At 48.5% G+C, this 24,316-nt stretch carries 29 protein-coding genes and 2 pseudogenes; 10 read left to right on the top strand and 21 right to left on the bottom strand.

All coding sequences use genetic code 11. The features are described from left to right. Nucleotides 1–102: 102 nt before the first annotated feature. The 9 genes from AC3RPL_RS22530 to AC3RPL_RS22490 form a co-directional block, all read right to left on the bottom strand. Nucleotides 103–816, bottom strand: a complete 714-nt coding sequence (locus tag AC3RPL_RS22530) for a phage tail sheath subtilisin-like domain-containing protein (RefSeq protein ID WP_490741601.1) — start codon at nt 814–816, stop codon at nt 103–105. Nucleotides 817–936: 120 nt separating this feature from the next. Further along, nucleotides 937–1,248, bottom strand: coding sequence for a DUF1493 family protein (locus tag AC3RPL_RS22525; RefSeq protein WP_490741600.1), 312 nt, complete (start codon nt 1,246–1,248; stop codon nt 937–939). A gap of 275 nt (nt 1,249–1,523) precedes the next feature. Further along, nucleotides 1,524–2,240, bottom strand: coding sequence for a hypothetical protein (locus AC3RPL_RS22520; RefSeq protein ID WP_490741599.1), 717 nt, complete (start codon nt 2,238–2,240; stop codon nt 1,524–1,526). A gap of 171 nt (nt 2,241–2,411) precedes the next feature. Then, on the bottom strand, nt 2,412–2,846 hold the full coding sequence (locus tag AC3RPL_RS22515; RefSeq protein WP_490741598.1) for a tail fiber assembly protein: 435 nt from the start codon (nt 2,844–2,846) through the stop codon (nt 2,412–2,414). A gap of 1 nt (nt 2,847) precedes the next feature. Continuing rightward, nucleotides 2,848–3,873 (bottom strand): phage tail protein, encoded by a 1,026-nt coding sequence (locus tag AC3RPL_RS22510; RefSeq protein ID WP_490741597.1) that lies wholly within the window; start codon nt 3,871–3,873, stop codon nt 2,848–2,850. Then, nucleotides 3,870–4,478 carry a phage tail protein I gene (locus tag AC3RPL_RS22505; RefSeq protein WP_490741596.1) on the bottom strand — a complete coding sequence of 203 codons (609 nt, stop codon included), beginning with the start codon at nt 4,476–4,478 and terminating at the stop codon, nt 3,870–3,872. The genes AC3RPL_RS22510 and AC3RPL_RS22505 overlap by 4 nt, the downstream gene beginning before the upstream one ends. Further along, entirely contained in the window at nt 4,471–5,253 is a 783-nt protein-coding gene (locus AC3RPL_RS22500) for a baseplate J/gp47 family protein (RefSeq protein WP_490741595.1), read from the bottom strand. Before AC3RPL_RS22500 ends, AC3RPL_RS22505 begins: the two co-directional genes overlap by 8 nt. A gap of 1 nt (nt 5,254) precedes the next feature. Beyond that, entirely contained in the window at nt 5,255–5,602 is a 348-nt protein-coding gene (locus AC3RPL_RS22495) for a GPW/gp25 family protein (protein ID WP_490741594.1), read from the bottom strand. Continuing rightward, nucleotides 5,599–6,192, bottom strand: a complete 594-nt coding sequence (locus tag AC3RPL_RS22490) for a phage baseplate assembly protein V (protein ID WP_490741593.1) — start codon at nt 6,190–6,192, stop codon at nt 5,599–5,601. Before AC3RPL_RS22490 ends, AC3RPL_RS22495 begins: the two co-directional genes overlap by 4 nt. Nucleotides 6,193–6,364: 172 nt before the next feature. Between AC3RPL_RS22490 and AC3RPL_RS22485 the strand changes: the two genes are divergently transcribed. Continuing rightward, nucleotides 6,365–6,739, top strand: a complete 375-nt coding sequence (locus AC3RPL_RS22485) for a DUF6232 family protein (protein WP_490741592.1) — start codon at nt 6,365–6,367, stop codon at nt 6,737–6,739. A gap of 118 nt (nt 6,740–6,857) precedes the next feature. Next, nucleotides 6,858–7,469, top strand: a complete 612-nt coding sequence (locus tag AC3RPL_RS22480; RefSeq protein ID WP_490741591.1) for a hypothetical protein — start codon at nt 6,858–6,860, stop codon at nt 7,467–7,469. An 11-nt stretch (nt 7,470–7,480) separates the two neighbouring features. On the opposite strand, the gene AC3RPL_RS22475 is transcribed toward AC3RPL_RS22480, so the two are convergent. Next, nucleotides 7,481–7,855 (bottom strand): phage virion morphogenesis protein, encoded by a 375-nt coding sequence (locus AC3RPL_RS22475; protein ID WP_490742116.1) that lies wholly within the window; start codon nt 7,853–7,855, stop codon nt 7,481–7,483. A 21-nt stretch (nt 7,856–7,876) separates the two neighbouring features. Here AC3RPL_RS22475 and AC3RPL_RS22470 point away from each other — a divergent pair. The 3 genes and pseudogenes from AC3RPL_RS22470 to AC3RPL_RS22460 form a co-directional block, all read left to right on the top strand. Next, nucleotides 7,877–8,674: pseudogene (locus tag AC3RPL_RS22470) on the top strand (McrB family protein); the annotation flags it as partial. 3 nt (nt 8,675–8,677) lie between these two features. Next, nucleotides 8,678–9,892, top strand: a complete 1,215-nt coding sequence (locus AC3RPL_RS22465; RefSeq protein ID WP_490741590.1) for an McrC family protein — start codon at nt 8,678–8,680, stop codon at nt 9,890–9,892. A 942-nt stretch (nt 9,893–10,834) separates the two neighbouring features. Continuing rightward, a complete protein-coding gene (locus AC3RPL_RS22460; protein WP_490741589.1) occupies nt 10,835–11,137 on the top strand; it encodes a hypothetical protein in 303 nt (100 codons plus the stop codon). A gap of 300 nt (nt 11,138–11,437) precedes the next feature. On the opposite strand, the gene AC3RPL_RS22455 is transcribed toward AC3RPL_RS22460, so the two are convergent. From AC3RPL_RS22455 to AC3RPL_RS22425, 7 genes and pseudogenes are all read right to left on the bottom strand, one after another. Continuing rightward, a complete protein-coding gene (locus AC3RPL_RS22455; protein ID WP_490741588.1) occupies nt 11,438–12,055 on the bottom strand; it encodes a site-specific integrase in 618 nt (205 codons plus the stop codon). Between the two features lie 210 nt (nt 12,056–12,265). Beyond that, nucleotides 12,266–13,084 carry a site-specific recombinase gene (locus AC3RPL_RS22450; protein ID WP_490742143.1) on the bottom strand — a complete coding sequence of 273 codons (819 nt, stop codon included), beginning with the start codon at nt 13,082–13,084 and terminating at the stop codon, nt 12,266–12,268. A 75-nt stretch (nt 13,085–13,159) separates the two neighbouring features. Further along, nucleotides 13,160–13,333, bottom strand: a pseudogene (locus AC3RPL_RS22445) (DUF6538 domain-containing protein); the annotation flags it as partial. 313 nt (nt 13,334–13,646) lie between these two features. Continuing rightward, the gene (locus tag AC3RPL_RS22440; RefSeq protein ID WP_490741587.1) at nt 13,647–15,443 is read right to left on the bottom strand and encodes a DUF2326 domain-containing protein; all 1,797 of its coding nucleotides are present in this window, start codon (nt 15,441–15,443) and stop codon (nt 13,647–13,649) included. Beyond that, nucleotides 15,430–15,678, bottom strand: coding sequence for an ABC-three component system middle component 8 (locus tag AC3RPL_RS22435; protein ID WP_490741586.1), 249 nt, complete (start codon nt 15,676–15,678; stop codon nt 15,430–15,432). The genes AC3RPL_RS22440 and AC3RPL_RS22435 overlap by 14 nt, the downstream gene beginning before the upstream one ends. After that, nucleotides 15,647–16,627, bottom strand: a complete 981-nt coding sequence (locus AC3RPL_RS22430; protein ID WP_490741585.1) for an ABC-three component system protein — start codon at nt 16,625–16,627, stop codon at nt 15,647–15,649. Before AC3RPL_RS22430 ends, AC3RPL_RS22435 begins: the two co-directional genes overlap by 32 nt. 33 nt (nt 16,628–16,660) lie before the next feature. After that, nucleotides 16,661–16,942: a helix-turn-helix domain-containing protein gene (locus AC3RPL_RS22425; protein ID WP_490741584.1), complete on the bottom strand. Its 282-nt coding sequence runs from the start codon at nt 16,940–16,942 to the stop codon at nt 16,661–16,663. A 1,331-nt stretch (nt 16,943–18,273) separates the two neighbouring features. Here AC3RPL_RS22425 and AC3RPL_RS22420 point away from each other — a divergent pair. From AC3RPL_RS22420 to AC3RPL_RS22405, 4 genes are all read left to right on the top strand, one after another. After that, complete coding sequence (locus tag AC3RPL_RS22420; RefSeq protein ID WP_490741583.1) at nt 18,274–19,152, top strand: integrase domain-containing protein; 879 nt, start codon at nt 18,274–18,276, stop codon at nt 19,150–19,152. 2 nt (nt 19,153–19,154) lie between these two features. Further along, nucleotides 19,155–19,376, top strand: a complete 222-nt coding sequence (locus tag AC3RPL_RS22415) for a helix-turn-helix transcriptional regulator (protein ID WP_490741582.1) — start codon at nt 19,155–19,157, stop codon at nt 19,374–19,376. Further along, on the top strand, nt 19,369–20,448 hold the full coding sequence (locus tag AC3RPL_RS22410) for a helicase RepA family protein (RefSeq protein ID WP_490741581.1): 1,080 nt from the start codon (nt 19,369–19,371) through the stop codon (nt 20,446–20,448). Before AC3RPL_RS22415 ends, AC3RPL_RS22410 begins: the two co-directional genes overlap by 8 nt. Nucleotides 20,449–20,762: 314 nt before the next feature. Beyond that, complete coding sequence (locus AC3RPL_RS22405; protein WP_490741580.1) at nt 20,763–21,023, top strand: helix-turn-helix transcriptional regulator; 261 nt, start codon at nt 20,763–20,765, stop codon at nt 21,021–21,023. Nucleotides 21,024–21,055: 32 nt separating this feature from the next. Here the strand turns inward: AC3RPL_RS22405 and AC3RPL_RS22400 are convergent, their stop codons facing one another. Both AC3RPL_RS22400 and AC3RPL_RS22395 read right to left on the bottom strand, forming a co-directional pair. Next, nucleotides 21,056–21,319 (bottom strand): DUF2442 domain-containing protein, encoded by a 264-nt coding sequence (locus tag AC3RPL_RS22400; RefSeq protein ID WP_490741579.1) that lies wholly within the window; start codon nt 21,317–21,319, stop codon nt 21,056–21,058. Then, on the bottom strand, nt 21,288–21,578 hold the full coding sequence (locus AC3RPL_RS22395) for a helix-turn-helix domain-containing protein (protein WP_490741578.1): 291 nt from the start codon (nt 21,576–21,578) through the stop codon (nt 21,288–21,290). The genes AC3RPL_RS22400 and AC3RPL_RS22395 overlap by 32 nt, the downstream gene beginning before the upstream one ends. Nucleotides 21,579–21,697: 119 nt before the next feature. Between AC3RPL_RS22395 and AC3RPL_RS22390 the strand changes: the two genes are divergently transcribed. Continuing rightward, nucleotides 21,698–21,970 (top strand): helix-turn-helix transcriptional regulator, encoded by a 273-nt coding sequence (locus AC3RPL_RS22390; protein ID WP_490741577.1) that lies wholly within the window; start codon nt 21,698–21,700, stop codon nt 21,968–21,970. Nucleotides 21,971–22,052: 82 nt separating this feature from the next. Here the strand turns inward: AC3RPL_RS22390 and AC3RPL_RS22385 are convergent, their stop codons facing one another. Then, nucleotides 22,053–23,000 carry a hypothetical protein gene (locus AC3RPL_RS22385; RefSeq protein WP_490741576.1) on the bottom strand — a complete coding sequence of 316 codons (948 nt, stop codon included), beginning with the start codon at nt 22,998–23,000 and terminating at the stop codon, nt 22,053–22,055. 51 nt (nt 23,001–23,051) lie between these two features. Further along, nucleotides 23,052–24,308, bottom strand: a complete 1,257-nt coding sequence (locus AC3RPL_RS22380; protein WP_490741575.1) for a tyrosine-type recombinase/integrase — start codon at nt 24,306–24,308, stop codon at nt 23,052–23,054. Nucleotides 24,309–24,316: the final 8 nt, after the last annotated feature.

The raw sequence follows: 24,316 nt of genomic DNA, 5'->3' as shown, positions 1-24,316 counted from the left end.
CTGGTGCACTGCTTACGCTTGTACTCTTTGCCGTACTCAGACATCGCCCCCGGCATAACCGGCCAGGCAACCAGCCCGATTGCGCCCAGCCCCCCACCAGAATCAGCCCCGCCGTGGCGGCTTTGGCACGCCGTTCACGCCGACGTTGGACAGGGTTTTATGCCAGCCGGTGTCATTGTCGATTTTTGCGCGCAGGCCAAGTGCCCGCGCCGTGGCGTAAGCGGTTTCCGAGGCGTTGGCAGTGGTGTTCCAGGCGATAAAGTCCGGCCAGATAACCATGATTTCGCGCTGGCTGAAGTTGTCGCGGTACTTTCTCGCCTCCGATACGGTTTTGCAGTTCCACGCCGAGACGTAGCAGAAGGCGCGGAGCTGCTGCGCGATGCTGGCAAGCGCGGTCGCCACCTCCAGCGAGTCGAGCCCCGGCACGCCGAGAATGCGCGGCTTAACGTCCAGCTGGCTCTGCGCGTTTAACAGCGCCTTCATGCCGGTGTACTGGCCGTTCTCGTCGGTGGTGCCGATAAGATTGGAAATGGTTTCGGCATCGGTTGCGCCTTCGGCCACGCGCACCACCACGGTGACAGGCTTTGACTGGTCAGCAATCGCCTGAAGGGATGCGGACAGCGTGCCTTTGGTTCCGGCCTTACCGATGGCGGATAACACACTGGTCAGCAGTACCGGGGTATTGAGGGGAAACGTAGTCGCGTCCGCATCGTCGGCGGTACAGACCAGCCCGACAATAGCGGTCGAAACGGTGGAAATGGTGCGCGTGCCGTCGTTGATTTCGACGACGCGGACACCGTGATGATAATCAGACATCTGAAGCACTCCGTTAAATGGGTGTGCTCAGAGTGTCAGGTCAGGCGGGACGGTGCATGTGATTGGGGTTTGCTGAGGGCTTGCCGGACAAATACAAATCAGACCATCAGCGTGACATTATCAGTAAAGCCAGCGCCCTGCTTCAGCAGAGGCTATCAGCATCTCAACGGTTAACGGTGCAGGTTGATGATGGTCGGTACGCATAAACTTTGGCAGAATCGCATTGGGCAAAAACCGAATGCCTTCATTTGGGAAATATTTCCTGAAGTCGAAAGCAGCCATATCAACGTGAAGTGATTCCGCATACTCTTCCAAAAAATCGCTGGCGTCTTCAGGCAGAACGCCATTTTTACCCGAACTCAGGGAAGTGTCATCTGACATTTCCCAAAAATGTTTAGTAATCAGGCGGCGAACGCTTTTAGCTTTACTCATACCCAGTGCCACCCTTTTAGCCTGTGATTAATGTTTAGCGTTAATTTTTAATCTAAAGGATTACAGGAACACTCACTCAAATCACTTTCTTTTAGATTTAAATTGTATTTTATTAAATACCTTAACGCTTAACACAAAAACCACAGCAATAGTGATCAACAGCAGCCTCCCCCAATACTCTGGAAAAAAAACCACATAAAACGTTCCCGCAACGATCACTAATAACACTGGAATATAATCAATAGCGATATTTAATATAGATTTAATTATGAATCTCACTTTATACCATCCAGCAGATTGATAATATCTTGTTCAGTTGGGGATGTTTTCCCGCTTAACTTCATATTGAAAGATATTATAACTTTTTCAATATAGATATATAGCATTTCAAGATTATTTCTGTACAGAGCCTGATAAAAAAAAGGATTGGATGCACGTAAGCGCCGGGCAGCCATAGCCGATTTTTGTACTTTTCCATAAAACCCAAACCCGGACAGGGCTATGTAGCTGCTGCTATTTATCGCCGTCCTGACCGCCATAGATATTGGTGCTGCTTCTGCGATCCCTTTAGCCATTGCATACGATATAGCCAGCTTGGTAACTTTAGATGACTTACTGTTAGCCGCCAGGCCAGCAATGGTCATTACCTTTTTTTGTATCGGTGAGTCAGAACTTTCAATTTTTTCCGAATCCTGATCGCGTAAGAGATAGGCGGTGTAAAGCTGAAACATATCCAAAAAGACATCTCTTCGTTTATATGCTTCATAAACAGAAAGAAACATCCTTTTATCTTCCTGATTTAGCTCTTTGCAAACATCGCTATATTTATCTGTAAGGCATGAACTACGCCATGAAAGCCGCTCTGTTCCAAAATATATATCACTAAGATTTTCTCTCGCTGCATTACCAACGCCTTGTAAACCCTTAGTAAAGGCATTGGCGATATTTTTATCTGCGGTAATTTTTAATTTCAAATATTGAGACAGTAACATTCATTATCATCCTTAATTAATGGCGATTTATCATACAGAACTGTAATCGAAAGGAAAACCTGATAATTGGCACTCACCCTTTAAAAACCTCAAGTTTAGCTTAAGGTTCACTGTTTCCACCAGAACCCTGAGCACATCAGACGAAGAGGTGCGAGGCCAATACGGAAGCGTTTATCTGAAAGGTTTTTCCGGCCACGCAATATCCCCTTCAGCGGTATCCACCGTGTTCAGCGCCTGGATATATTTCATCCACGCAATCAGGCGGGTTTTGTCCTCCGCACTGATAATATCGAGCTGTAATTCCGTCTGCCACAGGCTGATTGTCGCCTGTGCCTGTGCCTGTGCCAGTAACACCGCCTTTTGCTGTTCGGCCAGCGCGGTGCGTTGCGCCGGGGTTAACGCCGGTTCGTCTTCCCACACCGGGCGACCACCCGCCACGCCCAGCCGCTGGCCGTCGGGCGGGATTTGCTTCCAGTAGCTGGCCGCTTCGGCCTCCGTGGCCGGTACGGCATCCGACAGCCAGGTATCATCGTTGTAGGTGCCGTCGTCCTTCCATTCCGACGGAATAAAGGATTTCAGCGAAGGCGAGAAATAAGCAAGGGTCATATCAGTATCCTGATGCGATTACAAAACCGGAATACGCCCCGGCCACGCCGTTAACGCGCAGATTAAAATTAGTCAGCGTTTTCGGGCTGGGGTCGGTGACATCATCAAAGGAGATGGTCGGGGAATCGGTGCCGCTGACGTCGGTCCGGTGGCACATTCCCCATGCGGTCAGCCGCCCGCCGGGGAACGGGGTCGGGTAGGTCCAGGCATAACTCCCCGCTGAGCCGGATTTGATTCTGGCCCACTGCACGATTAATCCGCCGGGCACATCAGGAATGCGCACATAATCGTTGTCTGAAAACGGCCCTTTCCTGAACAGCCCCGCCACCGCCGCGACGCTGGGCAGCAGGTTTGCTGCCGTTCCCGTCACCATCTGCGCGGGGGTTGCCACGCCCATCTTTGCCGCGTCTTTCAGGCCGAGGTTATCCAGCGCCGTCCCGGCCAGCCCGGCGTCTTTAATTTCCGCCAGCGCGCTGGCGATTTGCAGATACTGCGCGTGGGGACTGACGGCGGCGAGGTGCGCGGCCAGCGCCCTGTCGGTGTATGACTTCACCTCAATCGCCGCGTTATCCACGTACTGCCGCGTTGCCAGCACCACCGACGGGTCAATCTTCAGCGTCACCGCGCTGGTGCTGTTGACGATGAGTATCATGCGCACCGTCTGCGTTCGACCGCTGCCCTCCTGCAACTGCGGCTTGTAGGTTTCCGCGCAGTTTGCCACCGCAATCAGCACGCCGTCGGCGTCAAACAGGCCGATTTCACGTATCCAGAAACCGCCTTCGCTCTCAGGGATAATTTGCTCTGCAATTATCTGGCTGCTGTTGGCGGCGTCCACCGTCAGCGCGTTCAGCGGGGCGCGGCGCTTTTCCCCGGCAAGCTTTGTCTGTGCCGCATCCGGCGTGGGCAATGTCCCGCCGCCGTCACCCACGGCCATGTCGGTGATTTGTAACTTTGTTCCCAGCGCGGCGGCGTTCGCCAGCCTGGCCGCGCCCAGGCTGGTCAGCAGGGCAAAATATTTTGTGCTCATGGTGTCACTTCCGTCAGGTCGATAAGATGCACCGCCGCGCCGGTCCAGCCCGGCCCGCTGACGGTGATGATTTCAGGGGTATAAGGGTAAACGGTCAGTTCGTCGCCGCTGTAGCAGGCGGCGGCAACCGGCAGCGCGCCGCTGGCGTCGAGGTTAATCGACAGGCCGACAAGGTGGCGGCTGCACGGCTTCGCGTCCGCTATCAGCCGTTCCAGCTCCTGATACATTTCTTCAGTAATGCCGGTATCCAGCACGACCACTTCCAGACGAAAGGTGCCGGGTGCATCGCCGGTCTTCCACCATTCCACCAGGCGAATAAGATAGCCGAGCGGCTCCACCACTCGCCTGATGGAGCCGGACGTGCCTTTGTGCCTGTGTACGTACTGCGAGGCTTTCACCACGGCGCGCTTCGTTGACTCGCTCCAGCCCGCATCCCAGCGGTCAACCGACCACGCCCAGGCCAGATACGGCAGCAGCGCAACCGGGCAGTTATCCGCACTCCACAGCCGACGCAGCGGGACCGGCAGGGTTTCAATCACCGCGCAGGCTTCAGCGGCGGCAACCTCCAGCGCCGACGAGCCGACCGGCAACAGGCGATCACTCATCAGCGCCCCCGACGGTAATCAACCAGCCGGTGCAGTACGCCGCCTGAGTTTTGTCCAGCACCACGTCGGCGGCAGGTTCGGCAAGCTCCACGCGCTGCACGCCTTCCACATGCAGCACCGCGTCCACGGCATAATCCACGATGGCGGCAGACTGCACCGTTACCCGGTCGGCCACCGGGCGCACGTCCTCGTCATTGAGCGCTGCATCCACCACCGCCAGCAGGTCAGCAGCGGCCACGCCGTTGCCCTCACGCGATAACACGGTAATGGTGACGCAGGCGGGCGACGGGCTGACAGCCGACGCATCGGCCACGCGACCGTCGGCGCTTCTGGCGTGATACTCGTAAGCCCCGGTCGGCCCGGCCACGCTCAGCCCTTCAAAGGCGGCGGCGATACGCACGCGATAATCATCGTCGCTTTCCATCACGGCGGCGACAGGCGGGATCGCGGTATCGTCTGCGGCGGTCAGCGTCAGGCGCGGCACCCCATTATTTGCGCCGAGCTGGTCCAGATCGTCCGCCAGCGCATACGCCACCATGACCGCCTGTGCCGCCTCGTTGATGCGCTGACGCAGGATCACCTCGCGATACGCATTCTCTTCCAGCAGCTTTACCACCGGTTCGGATTCCAGCGCCAGCGTGCGGGCGATGGCGTCCTGCTGGTCCGCCGGATACAGCGAAATCAGCGTGGCCTTGCGTTCCGCCAGCAGGGTTTCATAGTCCGGCGTTTCCACCACGTCGGGCGCGGGGAGCTGGCTTAAATCAATGGTTGCCATATCAGCTCACAGGGACGGTTAAGGATAAATCCTGCGCGGTGTCGGTGCGGGTGCCGGTGAGTTCCACCACCATGCCGCCGTCAAAGGCAGATTCGTATGTAATGCCGGTCAGCTTTACGCGGGGTTCCCACTGCAAAATCGCCATGTAGCAGGCCGACATCATCTGCAGGCGCAGGGCCGCGTTCTGCGGCTGGTCGATAAGCGCGGATAAAAGCGAACCATAATCACGCCGCATAACGCGGGAACCCAACGGCGTCAGCAGAATGTCGCGCACCGACTGGCGGATATGGTCAAGGTCGGTCAGCGCTTCGCCGCTGTCGCGGCTCATGCCGGAATATCTGGCGCTCATGATTGCGGCCCTGCTGAGAGGTCGCCGCCGGACTTCACGCCGCCGTGTTTGTGGGAATGCACGACCACGCCGTTAGAGGTGAAGCTGCCGCCGCCGTGCTGAATATCGCCTTTCATCGTGCCGCCGCCGGTCACCTCCAGCGTGGCGGTTTTCAGCAGGGCAGAACATTCGACTTCCGGCGAGTCCAGCAGGATTTTTACCGCCGCCTGAATGGTGGCGGTCTGAATGCCGGTTGCCTTCAGCGCACCGCTGGCAGGCTCATATTCAATCACCGCGCCGTCGGGGAATGACCAGTGCAGTGCATCAGCCGACGCCGACGGGGCGGGGTTTTTATCAGAGAACACGCCCGGCAGCACAAAGCCGGTGTCCAGTTCACCGCCCAGGCACAAAACCAGCACCTGTTCGCCGACCGATGGCGCATTCCATGAACGGGTGCGACCGGCACGGGCGGTCAGCCAGTGCAGCCAGGCAGTAGTGTTATTGCCGGTGTCCACGCGGCACAGCCCGTCGTCAAGGTTGACGGCGGACACACTGCCGATGCGGATCAGGTTGCGCAGCAGGCGCAGGATGTCGGGGATTTGTGAGTTCATGCAGCAAGAATGTCCTGGCATGATCAGTAATACCATTTACTACAGCTCGTCTGTGCATCAACGGGCAACCTGCAAAAAAATGTGGTTTCAGGGATTTACCAAAAATTAAATTTTGTTAATGTATCTTTCTACATGCAGTAAACCATGAATAACAAAAAAACGGGAATTACTAATGGAAGAAGTTGAGTTCTATAACGATGGTAGTGTGAGCGTTACCAGCGCTCGTTTTCGCGTTGGATCAAGCACCTATGCCATGCAGGGGGTGACATCGGTTAAGCGTGGACATCAACCTGCCAATAAGTTGCCTGCTGTAATAATTGGGCTGGTAGGCTTAGTTATGATGCTTGTAGCCGATCAGCTGGGAGTTAAAGCCTTTGGTGGCCTAATGCTTATTGCCGGTATTGCCTTGTTTGTAACATTAAAACCAGAGTACAGCGTCTATCTCAATAGCGCATCTGGTGAAAGCCAGGCATTACAAAGCAAAGATCGTGCTCACATAGACAAAGTAATTGATGCTCTGAATCAGTCGATAGTACATCGTGGATAATTTTTGAACCAGGGGTAAACATACCCCTTCAATGTAAAAAAATAATACCTCGCCCTATCAATTATTAAACCCATCCATTTAAAAATCAGAATTTATTTTATTAATCAGAGGGTATTTTATGACTTGGACAGAATGTATTAATAACCTGAAGGATATTATTGTGATTGCCGCATCGTCAACTGGCGCTATAGTTGCATGGAGAGGATTGAATACATGGAAAAGACAACTAAACGGCCAGTCAGATTATACTCTTGCAAAAGATCTTCTTATTAATATTTACAGATACCGAGATGCTTTATTCTTTGTTCGAAATCCACTAATGACAAACTCTGAGTTAAAATTACCTGAAGACAAGGAAGGGAAAAACATAATGTATAATGAACAAAGATACTTAAGTATTTTACATGCTTATGAGAAAAGATGGAATTCAATGCTTGAACATCGTGCAAAGCTACAAGTTAGCATCGCAGAAACTGAAGCTCTGTGGGAATCTGAAATTTCTATAAAGCTAAATGAACTATTTCATCTCGAATCTGATATTTTAACGCATGTCAATTATTACCTTGAATCAATAAACCCTTCAATTGATGATAAAGAATTTAGTAGAAATGAATGTGATATGGGCGTGCTCTATGATTCGATGAATAACGATACTGACCAATTTAGATTGAAGTTCAAAACGGCATTAGCGCCTATTGAGGACAATCTTAGAAAAAAAATGCAGAGATAATTTCTCGTGGTTTAGAATTTAATCAAGGCACTAATTATCATATTTTCAATTTGTTCCTGATCTTTTTTTACAACACCTAACAACGGCCTTTCCTCATACCTTACCTCTTTCCCTCCACGGGCTGGCCGGTCGCGCAGCCCGTAATGATGCACGCGGGCCATGCGCTGTACGTTACCGGTAAACTCCACCACCACGTCGTCGGCGCTGCCTTTCGCCTTCAGATATTTAGCCGTGCGCAGCTTCGCAAACATCTCCCGCTTAACCCGGCCTGTCTTGTTACGGGCGGCGGACCTGCGCGGCTTAAACGGCGTGCCGTCCGGTGCCTGCTGGCGCTTAATATTCTGCTGCTGACCGGCGCGCAGGCGCTTTGCAATATTGCGGGCCATCTCCTTGCGTGCCGCCGGGGAGAGGTTGTCCGTCCAGAGCTGGACAAAGAGAGTGGTGAATTAAGCTACTCGCCACAAGATGGCGTATTCCGCCGTATCTGTCAGCGTGCCGAAGCCGATCCTGAACATCACTACGCTATCTTTATTGATGAAATTAACCGTGGCAACGTGGCGAAAATTTTTGGCGAGTTGATCACTCTGATTGAAACCGACAAACGCACCAGCGGCGATAAAGGCATGCGCATTACGCTGCCCTATTCTCGCGCGCCATTTGGCGTGCCTGAAAATCTGGATATTTACGGCACAATGAACACCGCTGACCGTTCCATTGCACTACTGGATACCGCTTTACGTCGTCGTTTCCGTTTTAAGGAACTGATGCCGGACAGTAGCAAAATTGCTGGCTCAGACGGTGCGGGAAATATCGTTGATGAAGATGGCAATCAGATTAACCTGCGTAGATTGCTGGATGCGATGAATCACCGAATCCGTTTTCTTCTCAGCCGGGATCTCATGCTAGGCCATGCTTACCTTTGCCCGGTTGCTAACCTCACACAGCTAAAAACGGTTTTCCTGAATCAGTTTATTCCGCTACTGCAGGAATACTTTTATGAGGACTGGCACAAAATCCAGCTGGTGTTCCGCGATATCGACGCCACCGGCAAGTTGGTGGAGGATCCACTGATCGGTCATGTTAAGTTGAGCAGTAGAGATGTTTTCGGCTTTACCCATGATGACTTTGACGAGGTCGTTGAATACCGTGTTTCAACTGCCCAGGAAATTACGCCCGACTCGATTCGCAAAATTTACGAGGATTAAACCGTGGCGGAAATATTGTCGGTTATTGAATATAGCTCGCTGCCGATTATTGCAGAAAGAACTATTGCTCAGTACGCGCTGGGCATTCATCATGCCCGCTTGCTGGAAAAGCTGGCGCCAAATCTGCCTGCCAGCACCTTTAGCTGGGGCCACCAATCTGTTCGTTTTGCACAATTTTGCGGCGTAATACAGCTTGATGATTTAACCCTGGAAATCCTGCCTAAGATACATGGTAAAGAAGAAAGGCCTGAATCATGCCGTACAGCATTAGTGCAGATGCTGTATTCCGCCCGAATCATGCGTACACATAAAGGGGCGCAGGCAGGTATCAATACTCAGCAACTTAGTCTGCTGGATATTTTTATCCAGCACTTTTGCCATGATTTGCATACGCAGATCCTTCAGGGCAAGTTACGCAATTATATAGAACAGGAAGAAAACCTGTCAGTAATGCGTGGCCGCCTGGTTATCCCACAACATGTCCGGCACAACTTAGTTCATAAAGAACGTCTTTATTGTCGCTTCGACGAGTTTAGCGAAGACATGCTGTTAAATCAGATACTCCGCTTTACCCTACGCCTGCTAATACCCTGGACACGCTCCGACAAAACCAAAAAACAGTTAACCGAACTGTTAATGCATTTTAATGGCATTAGTGATGCACCCATCACTTTGCAATCATTCAAGTTACTTAAAAACGATCGCATTACCCAGCGTTTTCAGCCTGTACTTGAACAGTGTCGATTGTTTATTGCTGCAGTTAAGCCGGATGTATTAGCAGGCAGCACGCCACTGTTTTCATTGCTGTTTGATATGAATCGCCTGTTTGAAGCATGGGTAGCAGAAAAGTTGAAGCCTTGGGCCCACCAGCAAGGCTGGCATCTTCGTACACAGGGCCCACGAAAATATCTGGCTATGCGTGATGGCGATTCCCCACAGTTTCAATTACGCCCGGATATTGCACTTGTTGATGATAACGGCGTTCCACAACTGATCGCGGATACCAAGTGGAAATTACTGAATGAAACAGATCAAAAACTCGGTGTTTCAAGCAGCGATATGTATCAGCTGTATGCCTACGCAGGGCGCTATTTGGTACCCCACTTGCAGCTGATTTATCCAGCACAAGCGGGCTTACTTGCTCACTACGGCTTAACGTTACAGGGAATTAACACATCTAAACTGGCAATAAAAACTGTAGCCATTGAGAATGGCTAAAATCTTTGATTGGTTTCTACATTAAATACAGGCAGCTAATCATTGCATCAAAGTACTTTATACACAGGCAAGCGCACCAATCTTAATGAGCATAATTACTGATGGAAAAAATCATAAAGATAACCTTTCCTAGATTTTTAATGAAAAAATAAAAGTCTGATCTTATAAAAAAGGTGGTTAGTTATGTTGCATTCACCAAGATTTAAAGGCTGGAACGCCTTAACAATCTAAGACTTACTCGTCGCATATCGTAAAGCTAAAGCTGACTGCTTTTTTGAAAATGTTTTTCCAACCGCTATTAAGTTTGCGGAATACGAGCAGGATTTACTGAAAAATCTCATGCAGTTGTTAAAGGAACTTAAGGATAGGTCAGGCTTTTTGGAAAATGCATCTGGGCTGAGAAAAATTTAAGCCAGATGTAATCTGACAGAGACCTGGATAAATAACCGGTAACTGTCAGATCAGGTCTGAGCTAATACAGCGCCAGAAGGAGGGATATGAAGCAGCAAAAGCAGCAGGCCGCATTGCCGGGCGTGGTAAGAGCGCCACCATTAATAGAGAAGCCGTAAAAGCTGATTTATTCGCGGGTTTATCAATACGTAAGGCTGCTGAAAAGCATGGGATCAGCACTAAAACTGTTATGAATATCAAAGCAGAATGAACATTCATCTACTCAACACGACTGGGCAACGCGATGAATCTACCTGACTCACTTCTGAATTAAAAAATTGCTGTTTGAGAAAACAGAGAAGTGAGAACTTCAAGATAAAGCAGCCGGAAAAGTTGCTGTGAAAAAGTTAATATCTTAGGTTTTTCGCCCCCTCCCGGAGGGTTACCAGTCATCGATCAGGGTTTGAAATGAACCGAACCTTATATTTTTAAAATCAGTCGATTACAGAGCTATCATAGACACAATAATGCTAGCAGCGAAGGTGATGACGTATGTTGTGGACAATCCTCAAAGGAATACCGGGCGCACTGAAAGCTGTGTTTAGCCTATCCAAATACCTGCGGAACTACTTCGGGATAAAGAAAGCTGCACCGCGAACATTCACCATCGGAACCAAAACAGAGGCCGGCTCAATTAAATACTCAACGGGCACGGTTGTATCGATCAACTTGTGGAAAGTCATTATCGACGGCTATCAGGTAGATGACCCGGTAACAGAGCACGGCACCTTTTCTATAACGCTACACTCAATTCAGGGTGTGTCATATCACCCGGACACGCATGAAACTCGATAAGATGGCACTGTCATTTTTTCATCTGCTCAAGCAACGTAATTGCCTCACAGAGTTCTTGAGGTTCACAATTCAGTTCATCACACCAAGCTGCACATACCATGAGACACGCACTCTCATAGCAATACTCATCCTTAAGGCATGTTCTAAAATTTGCACCGATGGCGTCGAGAACAATAACGCTGATAGGCATGACAGCCCCCTTTTTCAATGACTCCGCTACTCCTGACGAGCAGCACAAAAAATGACGCTGCAAGCCAAGGGTAGCGTAACCAGCAGACCCTTTTAGGGCATAAGTGATGGTTAGCTTTTAGACTTATTGCCTACCCCTCTCTTCATACGAAGTGCATCAGTAAGCGCACCAAGTCCGTCAGAAATGATGAACAGTGCAATGGGCGGCAACCTGAAATCAAGCAATTCAATTACAGGTGTAATGTGGGCCGGAACCATATCTTTACTGTAGCGGCCAGTAGTTTCATTCTCACCACGCACATGTCCTAAAATCTGCGCTCTTATTTCAGGACTAACGTTATGTGCTTTTAAAGCTGTTACAGCAGTATGCCGGAATGAATGAAAGCTTTGCTTTCTATCCCTCGAAACACCAAGACGATTTGCCAGCAATGACTCATTAAACCAACTAGAAACGGGTCTACCGTAACCTTTGGTGAGATGAGGTTTAAGCTCTGGGAATACCCGGTTGTAGCCCATTTTTTTAAGCGTATTGATGTATTCTACCAGACCAAGCTCTGGCAACTTAGGATGGATAGGGATTTTACGACGAGAATTAACAGTTTTGAGTTTTTTACCAACTTCCTCATCATCTTCAATATTGAAATAGTAAACACCATTATCTTCAACTATGTCTGCTAATGACATCTGGGCGATCTCATTGACTCTCGCACCGCTGAACAGACCAATCAAAGGCGCCTAGTAGTGGAAAGGCCGATATTGATGAAATCGACCCTTGGAGTTGCGCTCAGCAGTGCCGCTCAAAAACCACGATTGAGAAAAAATGTCCCAAAGCCTTTTCTCATCAAATGGATCAGCCAACTCCTGATCCATTATTGTTTTAGGTTTGTTTGGAAGAAAGTTGTCATAAGGCGAACGGATGAAGATCCCGGCACCCAAAGCCTATTTGATTGAGACGAAAACGCCACTAAGATATTTTCTGACTGAGTCATCAGTCATTAAAGGAAGACCTTTAACGTCATAAATTTCAATCAGTTGTTCAATGTTATCCACATTATACTTGGCCTTAACCAAGTTACGTTGAGCCGGAATGAGGCGTAATTTACTTTCAAACTCATAAAAGAAATCACAGTCAACCTTCTCTAAACGCTCATCTCCCATGACTTCAATCAAAAAAGCAAAGTAGTCTCTAGTGCCTTGTAATGCGCTTTCAGTAACTTTTCCCTTCTTGCGGAATTCAATATGCCGCTCGCAAAGCCACGATAATGTGCGAGCATAGTATTTACGATGAACATACTCATTGACGGGTTCTGGCGGGAGCATAGATGCAGGCGCTGCTGGTGGGGGGCATTTAGAAAGCCAATCGCTTCGAAGACTTTCAGCATGGACTTTATTGATCAACAGGTTTTCAGGTGTAATTTTTACCGCTGGGATATCAAAAAACCATGTTGCAGCACCAGTAGCGCGGAACGCTGCTTCATCTTCAGAAGAGCCAAATGCAATGAGAGAGCGCAGAGTGTGTATTGTGTTAAAATGGCGAAACAAGCCATCGGCAATATCCTCTATTCCCAACGCTTTTGCGCTATCAACTATGTGGCCACCTGTAGAAGGGTCAATCTCAACATCGTGGATATTTTTAACATAGTATCCCCGTTGTTTAACTGAACGCCAAAATACTGGGAGATTGCGATTGATGAGAGTTTGCACTAAGTGATTAACCGTCAAGCCAATTGCCTGCGAGAAATCAGCTATAGAGATCATACCCACGCCTACTGTTAACGGAGCACTGTGGCTCAGAGATCGATGGTCCATTTGTTCATACTCAAGAAGAACCTGGTGCCAGACAGACAATAGCTTAGCCGCTCTCTGTTTTGCTTCAGACAGGACATTTGTGCTTGTTGATGTGTGAATCTCACACTGCCCGGCATATCGACGAAAACGGTGCGGAACGCTTATGCGAACAACGTAGATACCGTTGTTTCTTCGATACAGGTTTGTTGATGGAGACATCGCCTCGTGCTACCTCTTTGTAAGAGAGTAAGCGCGATAAAAGGAGTGCGTGATATTTTCCCGAGTTAAATCATAACTTTAAGCTAGTCATGGTGCGAAGGCCGGACTCGATGAAAATTGTAATTAGTTAAAAAACAAACCAATTATGTCCTACATAAATTAAACTGACCACCAAAATGACCACCATTGAGCTATGCGGTATAGAATCTCGGCATACATACTGGAATTACCACTGCTAAAAAAGACCAAGTTCAGCGAATAACTTGCTGTAAAGCAATATTAGCCTGCAAAGATTTCTACGCTTGTGAACAAATTACCATCCCCTTAACTTGAAGAGACGACCATGATCTCCCTCGTCATGCAGTGTTAAGACAATTTCATCAGCAGTAAATACAGGAAAACTGTCTTCTGGACGTACAGGCAAATCCGAGTCGATCAATGTTATGACCGGCTGCAATCCTAGATCTGCATAGCGACGCACAACCGTCAGCAAATTCTCTTTCTTGCGGTCATCCAGCGATTCCAGTACCCCATCGTGGTACACGAAGCGCGGAAACTTCTCGTTTAAATGCGCTCGCAATACAGCCATATCGAAGGCAACACATAGCAGTTTGCGATAGGTGTGCCCTAAGTCAGCACTAGTGGCATTGCCCGATCCATCAAGAATCTCAGCTTTAAACTCTAAATGTCCAGCTTGATTGGGAGCCACACTCAACAAGGCCTTACGGTCAATAACTTCCTCAACAATATCACTGAAGTAAACCCGGATCGAAGAAAACAGGCTTTCCGGATCAGAGTTCTGTTTCTCCACATTTGCTTCAATCTTTACCTGCAAATGGCCACATTCTTCCGTTAAGAATCGAATCTCCGTACGTAGCTCCTGAAGGCGATGCAGATGACCTCGTTGGTGTTCCAGCGATGTAATGTCTGCACGCAACGTCACCATCTCATCAGAGAGTTGCTTGTATTTGCTGAAAACATCTGTTCCACTCAGAAAGGAGAGCATCTCAGAACGTTTTTTCCCCATAGCATTCAATTCTGCATTCACCCGCTTCAACTCGCCCTCGATCTCCGTAAACTCCTCTTGGAGATAGCCCCGGCGCTCGTCTGTGATTGCCCGATTGAAGGCAATCAACTGCTGAAAATCCTTTTTGATTTGTCCCTCGAAAAGCACGCCCGCCTCACTAAACAGTCGTTGCGCTTCATCAGGGCTGAATAGGATTTGATCATCCTGTAAAGATGCCTGTACTTTCTTTTTATTTTGGCTTAAGGAATAGCGTTCAGCGTTCAGCGCAGCAATGCGTCCATCGACTTCATCAACCACCTTCTTGGTATGATCTTTGTCTTGTGCACGAAAGTCGAAAGCGTCCAGTAAAGCCTGTTTCTTGTCCGCATCCTTCTGCTTGAGAAGGAGGATACCTTCGATTTTGCTAATGTCCTCAACCGAACCGCCCAATTCTTTTTTAATGGTTTGAGCGATATCTTGTTTCTTGGATAATTCCTGCTCCTTCGAATAGTGCTCGGTAACAAGCTTGGCATCAAAGCCCAGCATGTGGGCAAGATACGGCTTCCAATCAGCATGTCTGGAAGCAAACTTTCGCAATTGGAATACCTCACGGAAATCCTCTTGAGACCGCAGAAGATAAGCAAGCTCCTTGCGGTATGACCAAGGCTTGAGCGCACGCCAATCAAGTAGACCATCAAGTAGTTCACGTGCACGCTCGAATGGGACATCGTAGTGATCCCATTCCGCAAGTGGCAACGCCGACAAGTCCTGATGGCCTGCCTCATGCCGCTTGAAACCGATCTTTGTCGCATCCTTCACACTACGCCGGATTGTGACAAAGGAAGCATCTTCCAATTCCACTTCAAGGAAGAAAATAAATCCTTCGAACAATTCAGGGTGTTTGAACAGAAAGAACTTAGGATCTTTTCCCGACAGAAAGACGAAGTCGAGAAGACGCCCTAGCGTAGTCTTGCCAAGATTGTGGGTATCCTTGTTTTTGTTCTCCGGCAAACGGATTTCAGCCACAACAACGTTCAACCCAGAAACGAAGTCCACAGGCTCGAACGTGTCCGGCTTGTTAGAATAGAGTTTAGACAGTTTCATTTGGTCCCACGTATTCCACTGCGTCCGTTTTGGGGCGATATTCAATCAGCCCCATCAGATAAAGAAAATTGAGTGCAGGCAGGAAAAGCACATCTCCCCCCACGACGTTCTTCTTAGCATATTTTCTCAACATATCGTATTCATCAACACGACGATCCTTAAGTCTTGATAAAAGCAGCAACGATACATTGATGACTGTGCGATCAGGATGCGAGTGTTTGGTTGGCCGTAGCATCTCCCACCTCCCCGATGTCACAGTTCCAATACATATAGAAAAGCACTGCTCGAGTCAGCCGCTTGTGTGCATGCTGCCGAAGAACCGGGTCGCGGTTGAACAATAGATCTACTAAATACTCCATAACTGCATCAAAGGATTGGTAATCCTTGCGTTTGGCAATGATTTTGAGCTGAAACTCATCAACTACGGATTCGTACATGCGAAGCAATTCGATATTTTCCGGTGCAGCCAGAAAAGTACGAATTTGCACAGTTTCTTTTAGGTACTTGCGTCGTAACGCCTTCGCATACTCTTCCGTCATGTTGTTGAGTGCATTTTTTTGTTCATAAGTCACGCGTACAGTGGGTGGATCGTCAAGTATCTCCGTCAGGCCACCCTTTTGACGTGCAAGCGCCTGAACAACCTCTGCTAGATCATCGGGGCTTACGATTAACGGAGAGTCTACAGCATCCAGCTTCGCTTCCTGTGCCACCTCCGGGAAGTGTTTCATTAACAGTTCCAGTTGTTCCAAGCCACAGAGATATATCGACGCAGCAGGTATGTCGCATTGGGTCGCTATATGGTCGCGAATTTCTGTTTCCGAGTTACCAGTGAGTCGACGGTTCGCAAAAAGCATATAGTGGTCGAGTTGCTTGGCGTCGCGCAGTTTCTTAATGCGCGGAACCTCTTTGCCAATCACCGTGTTATTACTGGAATTGCTGTAAAAGTCCAATTCCGAAAAGCTACGATTGTACCCATTGGTATGTTTGGCCTGTACGATCACCGTTCCCACCCAAGGAGCTGCCTTACTGGGGTGCAATTCCGCAGTGCCGACAAATTTCGCATCACGCCCACCATCTGGCCCCTTTGCAAACCCCTGAACAGCGATTCCGAGTAAGCGTTGACACAAGAGCACAATCAGAACCTCGAAATGATCGTCGCTTAAATCCTCATAGGCAAACTTCATTATCCCTATCCCCTTTATCCTGGAACAATTGCTTCACGCTACCGTTATGCATGCCAAATGAGTACGTCGCGCGGGCTGCACTACGATTTCTACACGCTGATCCAGCGACACTAGTGCCTGCATCAACCGTTCCAGCGAAATGTTCTGTAATTTGTAGCGGCGTACCTGCGATACTTTAGGCTGTGTCATACCCGTGATCGCCGCTGTCTCGGTCTGACTCAGGCCTCGTTGGTCGATTAACTCATTGAACTTGAGAGCGAGCGCAACCTTAGTCGAAAGTTCTTCGGCATCGCCAAAGCTCAAATTCTGCAACATGTTATCAGTGCCTTAAGAATGGTTACCATGCCTCATCGCTTATCTCCAGCTCACCTCGCAACGAGTAAGCACAATCATTAATCAGTTCTCGAAAATTCCAAATCTGGCGACAACATAGCAATGCTCAACTTAGTTTTTCTCGGGATCACATACACTGCATCGCGCTCATACCTTTCAATACGTTAATTCAGAACTCATTTGCCGTCTTCAAGTAACCGCTTCAATACATTAACTTGTGTTTCTGTACCATGATTATATCCGTTCGGATATGAATCACAAGAAACCAAATTGTTACTACAATGGCATGAAAATTTCATTTTTTCAGACAGACGCTTTCGTATAAGTCGTGTAATAACGGATACAAACACCCCAAGTTAATATTCTTTTCTTGAGATGCAAAGCTCTTGATATCAAATTTTTTTTGCCGTATTTTTAACCACGCACACACGCTGTCAACGACAGCCAGCCAATGTTTCCAGTATCAGGATGATACGAGTGACCTGTGAGAAACGCCTTCGGGTGGTCACGAGCCAAAGTCATATGGAATGGAGTGTGGTCTGAGACTGACGCCTTAGGGCGGCCACAAAGAAAGTTGTCGTAACCTGAAAGACAACGCTGGACGCGGTAAACCTGCTCACCTTTGAAAGCAGGCATCGTCAACAAAAACGCACCTATGACGTGACGATAAAGGTTCGTTAAACTTAAGAGACGGCTAATAACGAGCGTTTCCTCGCCGATCGGCATTATCTGTAAAGAATGCTGTATTCGGTCTTCTCCTCAGTGAATGAGTTGCTGCAAGCAAGGCTACATCTTTTGCCTGCGATGACAGCAGTATCATCACCCGCTTAACGACAGGTACATCCCGTACTGACGGGTTTTCTGTACCTTAATTCTGACTCGTATTAAACGCTGCTGGCTGCGCCTTGCTATGCCGTCAGGCATCTGCATGCGCCTGCCCTGCTGCGCGCGAATACGTGGCGTCACTTTTTGCGTGTTAACGCATGAAAGTGACGCCACAGCACAAAGCTGCCTCAACCGTGTAGGAAAGCAACCTCACTTAACGACTCATGAATCTGACACACCAGTTCGGATGCCGAACTGTTCACTTTTACAGGAGATTTGAACCGATACCGAGGCAGGCCAATGGCCTGAGGGGATAACCTGCAATCGCAGGAGGCTGCACAGAGTGCATTACCGACGCCCCGCAATACCTCAACCGCTGCCCGCTCTGGCGCACAGGTATCGTTCAAGGCAGGTCAATAATGATTGTTTCTGCCATTAAACCCACGCGCCAGAGAAATACAGCTCGTTGAAATTGTTAGAGGTTTGCTATGAGTAAATTAAGTCGTGAAATGAAAATGCTGGCTAAGCAAGTCGGCGGCAGCTTTAAAACCGTTCATGATCGTACCCGTATTATTGACCGATTTTGTCGCCATCTGATGGCGCTGAATATCCAGGTTCGGGATGTTCAGCATCTGAAAGCTAAACATATCGAAAGCTATATTGCTGACCGCCAGGCAACGGGGATTGCGGTTCGAACGCTTCATAATGATATGTCAGCATTGCGCACAGTGTTTCGTCTGGCAGGCAGGGAAAAGCTCGTTACATCAACACGTTTAACAAATAAAGCATTGGGATTAAGTGGAACAAGCCGTGCAGGTACTAAATTAGCAATCCCGGATGAGCGATTTCAGGCAGTATTGCAAAGCGCGCAACAGCATGACCAGGGACTTGCCTGTACCCTTCAACTTGCCCGGTTACTGGGACTACGCTCACAGGAAGCCGTGCAATGCGCCAGTTCGCTTAATACGTGGAAAAAGCAGCTTGAGCGTAATCAATCAACTCTCACCATTGTTTTTGGCACCAAAGGCGGTAGGCCGCGTGAAACACGAATCCTCGACCATAACGCTGTACAGCAGGCAGTAAATGACGCCCTGCTGATTGCCAAAACACGTAACGGTAAATTGATCGACAAGCCTGATTTAAAAACCGCCATGAACTTCTGGCGCTCTCATACCACGCGGTTAGGGCTGACTGGCCACTATTCCCCGCACAGCCTGCGCTACGCATGGGCGCAGGATGCTATTCGTTATTACCTGTCAGAAGGATTTTCCCGCAGTGAAGCCAGGGCACTGACGTCAATGGATCTCGGTCACGGTGATGGTCGGGGCCGTTACGTTGAGCGCGTCTACACCAGGAAGGAGGACTGACGATGACAAATTTCAGGCTATTACGCTTATCAGAAGTAATGGAAAGAACCGGCTTCAGGAAATCATGGATTTATCTTCTGATTAGCCAGGGCAATTTTCCTCCAGCAGTCAAAATTGGTTCCCGCTCCGTGGCATGGCTGGAAAGCGAAGTGAATGACTGGATTGCTGAACGTATCAGCAAACGCGAGGAAATACAGCAAGTGGGGAAGCGAAACGATGAGTAAATCCGTAACCGATACCGAAGCAGAATTTAAAACCTCGCTTCCTCTGCGCAAAGGTTCTGACGGCTTTGACACCCAACAGGACTATCTGATTAAGGGGTATTTGCCAGCCTCGTCCGTCGCCAGCGCTTACGGTGCCAGTGGCTCTTATAAATCCTTCCTTGCGGTATCATGGGGATGTCATATCGCCACTGGCAAGCCGTGGGCCGGTAAACCGGTCACGCAAGGAGATGTTATTTATGTTGTTGGTGAAGGTGGGATCGGCGTTCCTCGCCGTATCCGGGCATGGGAACAGACACTTAACGGCGGCAGCCCGATTGATGCGCTTTATCGCATCGATTGCCCGGTCTTTCCTGCCAGCCCGGAGAGCGTACAACAGGTGATACAGGCCGCCAGAGATGTTAAGGCCGCAACCGGTATGCCGATCCGCCTGATCATTCTGGATACCCTCGCCCGCTGCTTCGGTGGCTCAGACGAGAACGCCGCTAAAGACATGGGCGCATTTATTCAGGGATGCGACTATATCAAAGCGGCCACACAGGCTACGGTGCTGATCATTCACCATTCCGGCAAAGATCAGGATAAAGGCGCGCGCGGCTCCAGCGCATTCCGGGCGGCACTGGACGTGGAGTTTAACGTGCGCCGTGAAGGTGACGGTGGTGCGTTGATACTCAGTTGCACCAAGATGAAAGATGCCGAAGAGCCACCACGTCGTGCTTATGACCTGCATTCCATCGATTTATACGTGGATGATGATGGCGATCGGATCACTTCGCTGGTGCTGAACGATGAAGGCCGTGAAGTCAGGGAAAATGAAGCTACCAGCGACTCTGATTTGATCGGCATTTCGCGGCTGACGGAAAATCATTTTGCCCTATGGCAGGCCATTCGTTCGCGCACGGCCAGCGGCGATAGCTGCACCCGCGCATTAGTCAGGGACGATATGAAAGCGATGGGATTTGATGTATCCAAAAAGTTTACCCGCTGGCTGGATAAACTGAAAAAGGATGGTCTGATCACATTGGATGGCGAGCACATTATGCCATTGCCGCATCGCCACAAAATGGGGGATTAAGCGGGGGAAGTGGGGGTAAACGGATATTTGGTCATCCTGTCCGGTATTTTCCCCCACCTCCCGTCTGTCTATACGCGCAAAGTGGGGGAATGGTTTAACTTACTAATAAACAATCACTTTTTGCATAATGATAAAAATCACGTGGGGGAGAGCGTGATCCATCACCAAATGGGGGGAATGTGGGGGATTATTTTCTGACTTTCCCCCATTAAGGACTAGGCAAACATACACATCAACAACTAAGTATTACTTAGTATATTTTTAACAAGCGCAGATGAGAATCATGACAGGACAAGTTAGAAATCAGGATTCTTATGCTACCTCATCGCTTAAAAGCCGCCCGTTTGAAGGCTGGTCTGTCGCAAGAACGGTTAGGGATTCTTGCCGGGATAGATGAAGCGACGGCCAGTGCTCGTATGAATCAATATGAGCGCGGTATACACACGCCGGACTTTGAACTGGCCTGCCGGTTAGCATCGGTTATGAATATTCCCGCCTGCTATTTTTATACGGTAGAGGACGATCTGGCGGAAGCAATACTGGAATATGCGAATAGTCGTCAGTCCGGAATCTAACCGATATATGAACCCATACCGCATATCGTCATTTACCGATTAGTCATATCTCTGATTGCCCCCGCATAAAGCGCTTCAATATTGATATCCTCATCAATTTCGTCCCAATGTATGCCACCGCCATGGTTAAGGGTGAAATTACCTCTCTGTTCAGCCGTAGCGCATTCGAGGCGCGGGAAGTTTTTGAGTGGAATATTTAGTAGCGCTTTTCCATTCACTTGTACATGCAGGTATTCACTTGAAAAATAAACAGTTACTGTCGATTTATCCAGCAATGGATTGCTCATCTTTTTCATTCAATTTTTTCCTTATGCGTATTTTTCTGTCCAGTAGCACACCTGAATCATCAAAATAACGGCTGGGCCAGATTTCCGCAGGATGCACGTCCAGCGCCGTGGCCACAAGCCATTCTCCTTTTGGCCATGGGCGAGAAAGCACATTGGCGAGTGTTGAAGAACTAAGCCCCGCAGAACGCGATAGCGCGGCCAACGTAGTGCCTTTCTTACGTAAGGCGGCGATGATATCTGCATGATGCCAGTCATGATGTGATGTCATACCTTTCTCCATTAAAGTTCCCAAGTAACCACACACACCAAATACTAAGTATTACTTAGTATATTTTCAAGACACACAGATGAGAAACGCGGCAAGTCACGCAAGAAATCAGGATTCTCATGTTACCTCATCGCTTAAAAACCGCACGTTTAAAGGCTGGCCTGTCGCAGGAACGGTTAGGGATTCTTGCCGGAATCGATGAAGCAACAGCTAGTGCCCGAATGAATCAATATGAGCGCGGTATACACACGCCAGAATTTGAACTTGCCTGTCGGTTGGCATCGGTACTACACGTTCCGGCTTGTTATTCTTATGCGGTGGAAGACGATCTGGCAGAAATGATTCTTGGGTATTCTGAATCGTGGAAAAATCAGCAACATAAGACGTATTAGCTCCAGCCCCCCTCGATAAGGGTCTGGAGCGGTATAAAGGTAGATGCGCAGATAAGTATTCCTTAAGTATCTGTGAAACTCTTCATTCTTTGAACCATTTAGGCATATTTGATTGACTTACAGACACACGTTTTAATGAGTCTTGGTTTTTATCATCTTTAATACAATTAATTTCTTCAAATCCCCACTTCCCATCACGATTAGAGAAATAGACTGTGTATTTATCTGTATTAAATCCAAAATAGTGCTCTGTTGAATCACTAATATTCAAGGAGCCGCACGTTGCAGAAGTACGCCATTCACTACTTGTAGCCCAATCAAGCACGACTACTACAAAATTCTCAGCCCAGCGAGGTACAGCAAACAGCAGTAATGATGTTAACATGATGACTCCAAAAATAGTCATCAACTGATGCCCTTTTAGTTTATTTGATACTAACAGAAAAATACCGTATGAAACCGGCTGTAAAAACATGAAAAAATAAATAGCAAAAAAAGCAAATTTCCATCCAAACTCAAGCAACGGAGAATCACTTATATCCATATTACTCATTTGCATAAAATAGCTAGCCGCATATGTACTTGTAATGAAATACAATAAGGATACACCACTGACAAACACAATTTTCAGCTTACTAAAAATAATATTATTTCCACGCTCAAGGTCATAAAAGGTAAAAACACCGCTAATAACGACAAATATAATAAATGCCAGAATAAACCATCTCGCAAGCCATACAAGGCCAATGTTTAGTAAGAACAAAGATGATAAAAAGAATAGCCAAGCTATTAATGATAGCCCTCCTGAAATCTTCTTGACAAGTTTGTCATTATTAAAATAAACAAAATAATATATTATTCTTCTAAAGTCATCCTTTTTATAAAAACAAACAACCACCGTCAAAAAAAGAAAAAACAAAATAAATATTTTTTTAAAAATGAATTCGTGCCCAACAAGAAAAATATTAGTAATTAAAAATAATGATAGGGATATATAAAGAAAATATGTCTTTATCTTATCGAATAGCATAGCATTTCATCCATAAAATAATTTCAGGTTAAAATTATGTGCATATAAAACTCATCTCCCCCTAAACTCATACGGCACCACATACTCCTCCCGATTCGCATCCAGATAATCCGCCCACCATTGCAGCATCAACCGCCGCTCTTCGATATGTTCAGCTTTATGGATATAAGCCGCCCGCACGCCATTGCGCTCCTGATGACTCATCTGCCGCTCGACCGCATCCCGCGACCACTGCCCGGACTCAACCAGGGCGCTACAGGCCATCGTGCGGAAACCATGCCCGCACAATTCGGTTGTGGTGTCATATCCCATAACCCGCAGCGCATTATTGACGGTGTTTTCACTCATCGGTTTAGTCGGGCGACGATCGCCGGGGAATATCAGTTCGCGACCTCCGCTGATGACCTTAATTTCTTTCAGCAGTGCCAAAGCCTGGCGGGAGAGCGGCACTAAGTGCTCAGTGCGCATTTTCGCCCCGCGCTGAGAATGCTTTACACCGGGGATCGCTTCACGTTCAGCCGGTATCGTCCACATAGCACGTTTAAAGTCGATCTCGGTCCAGCGGGCAAAACGTAGTTCACTGGAACGGATAAAGACGCACAGCGTGAACTTTAAGGCCAGGGTGGTTAATGCCCGCCCTTTATAGCTTTCAATCCTTGCCAGAAAATCCGGTAGCTTATCCAGCTTCAATGCCGGGCGATGGGTTGCCTTCAGCGGCGCTATCGCCCCGGAGAGATCCTGAGCAGGATTACGCTCTATCAGATCGTTCTGCACCGCATAGCGCATAATATCGGTCACCCGCTGACGTAGCCGTGACGCTAAATCGAGATGGCCGTTTTGCTCCACGGCTTTCAGTGGTTCCAGTAAATCTTTGGTTTTCAGATCCGCAATGTGGCGATGCCCTATCGCTGACAAGATATTACGCTCCATATCGCGCCATACCCGTCCGGCATGGGTTTCTGACCAGCGGTTTTGACTGATGCTGCGATGCCAGTCTTTCGCCACTTTCTCAAAGGTAATCAGCGCGGCCTGAGACTCTTCTTTCTCCTCCACCCGTTTTTCCGCCGGGTTGATGCCATCGGCAAGCAGCAACCGCACCTCATCGCGCTTTTCTCTGGCCTTCGCCAGCGAGATAAGAGGATAAGCGCCAAAAGCGATGCGGCTTTCCTTACCTTCGAAACGATACTTGAGATACCAGCGCTTAGAGCCGCCAGGGCTTATCAACAGATACAGACCATGTGCATCCGCGAGTTTGTAAGCTTTCTCGCGAGGCTTAGCGGTGCGGGCTACAACGTCTGTCAGAGCCATAATTGGGG

Source organism: Erwinia papayae (assembly GCF_058241465.1).
This window is presented reverse-complemented; position numbering and strand designations above follow the sequence as displayed.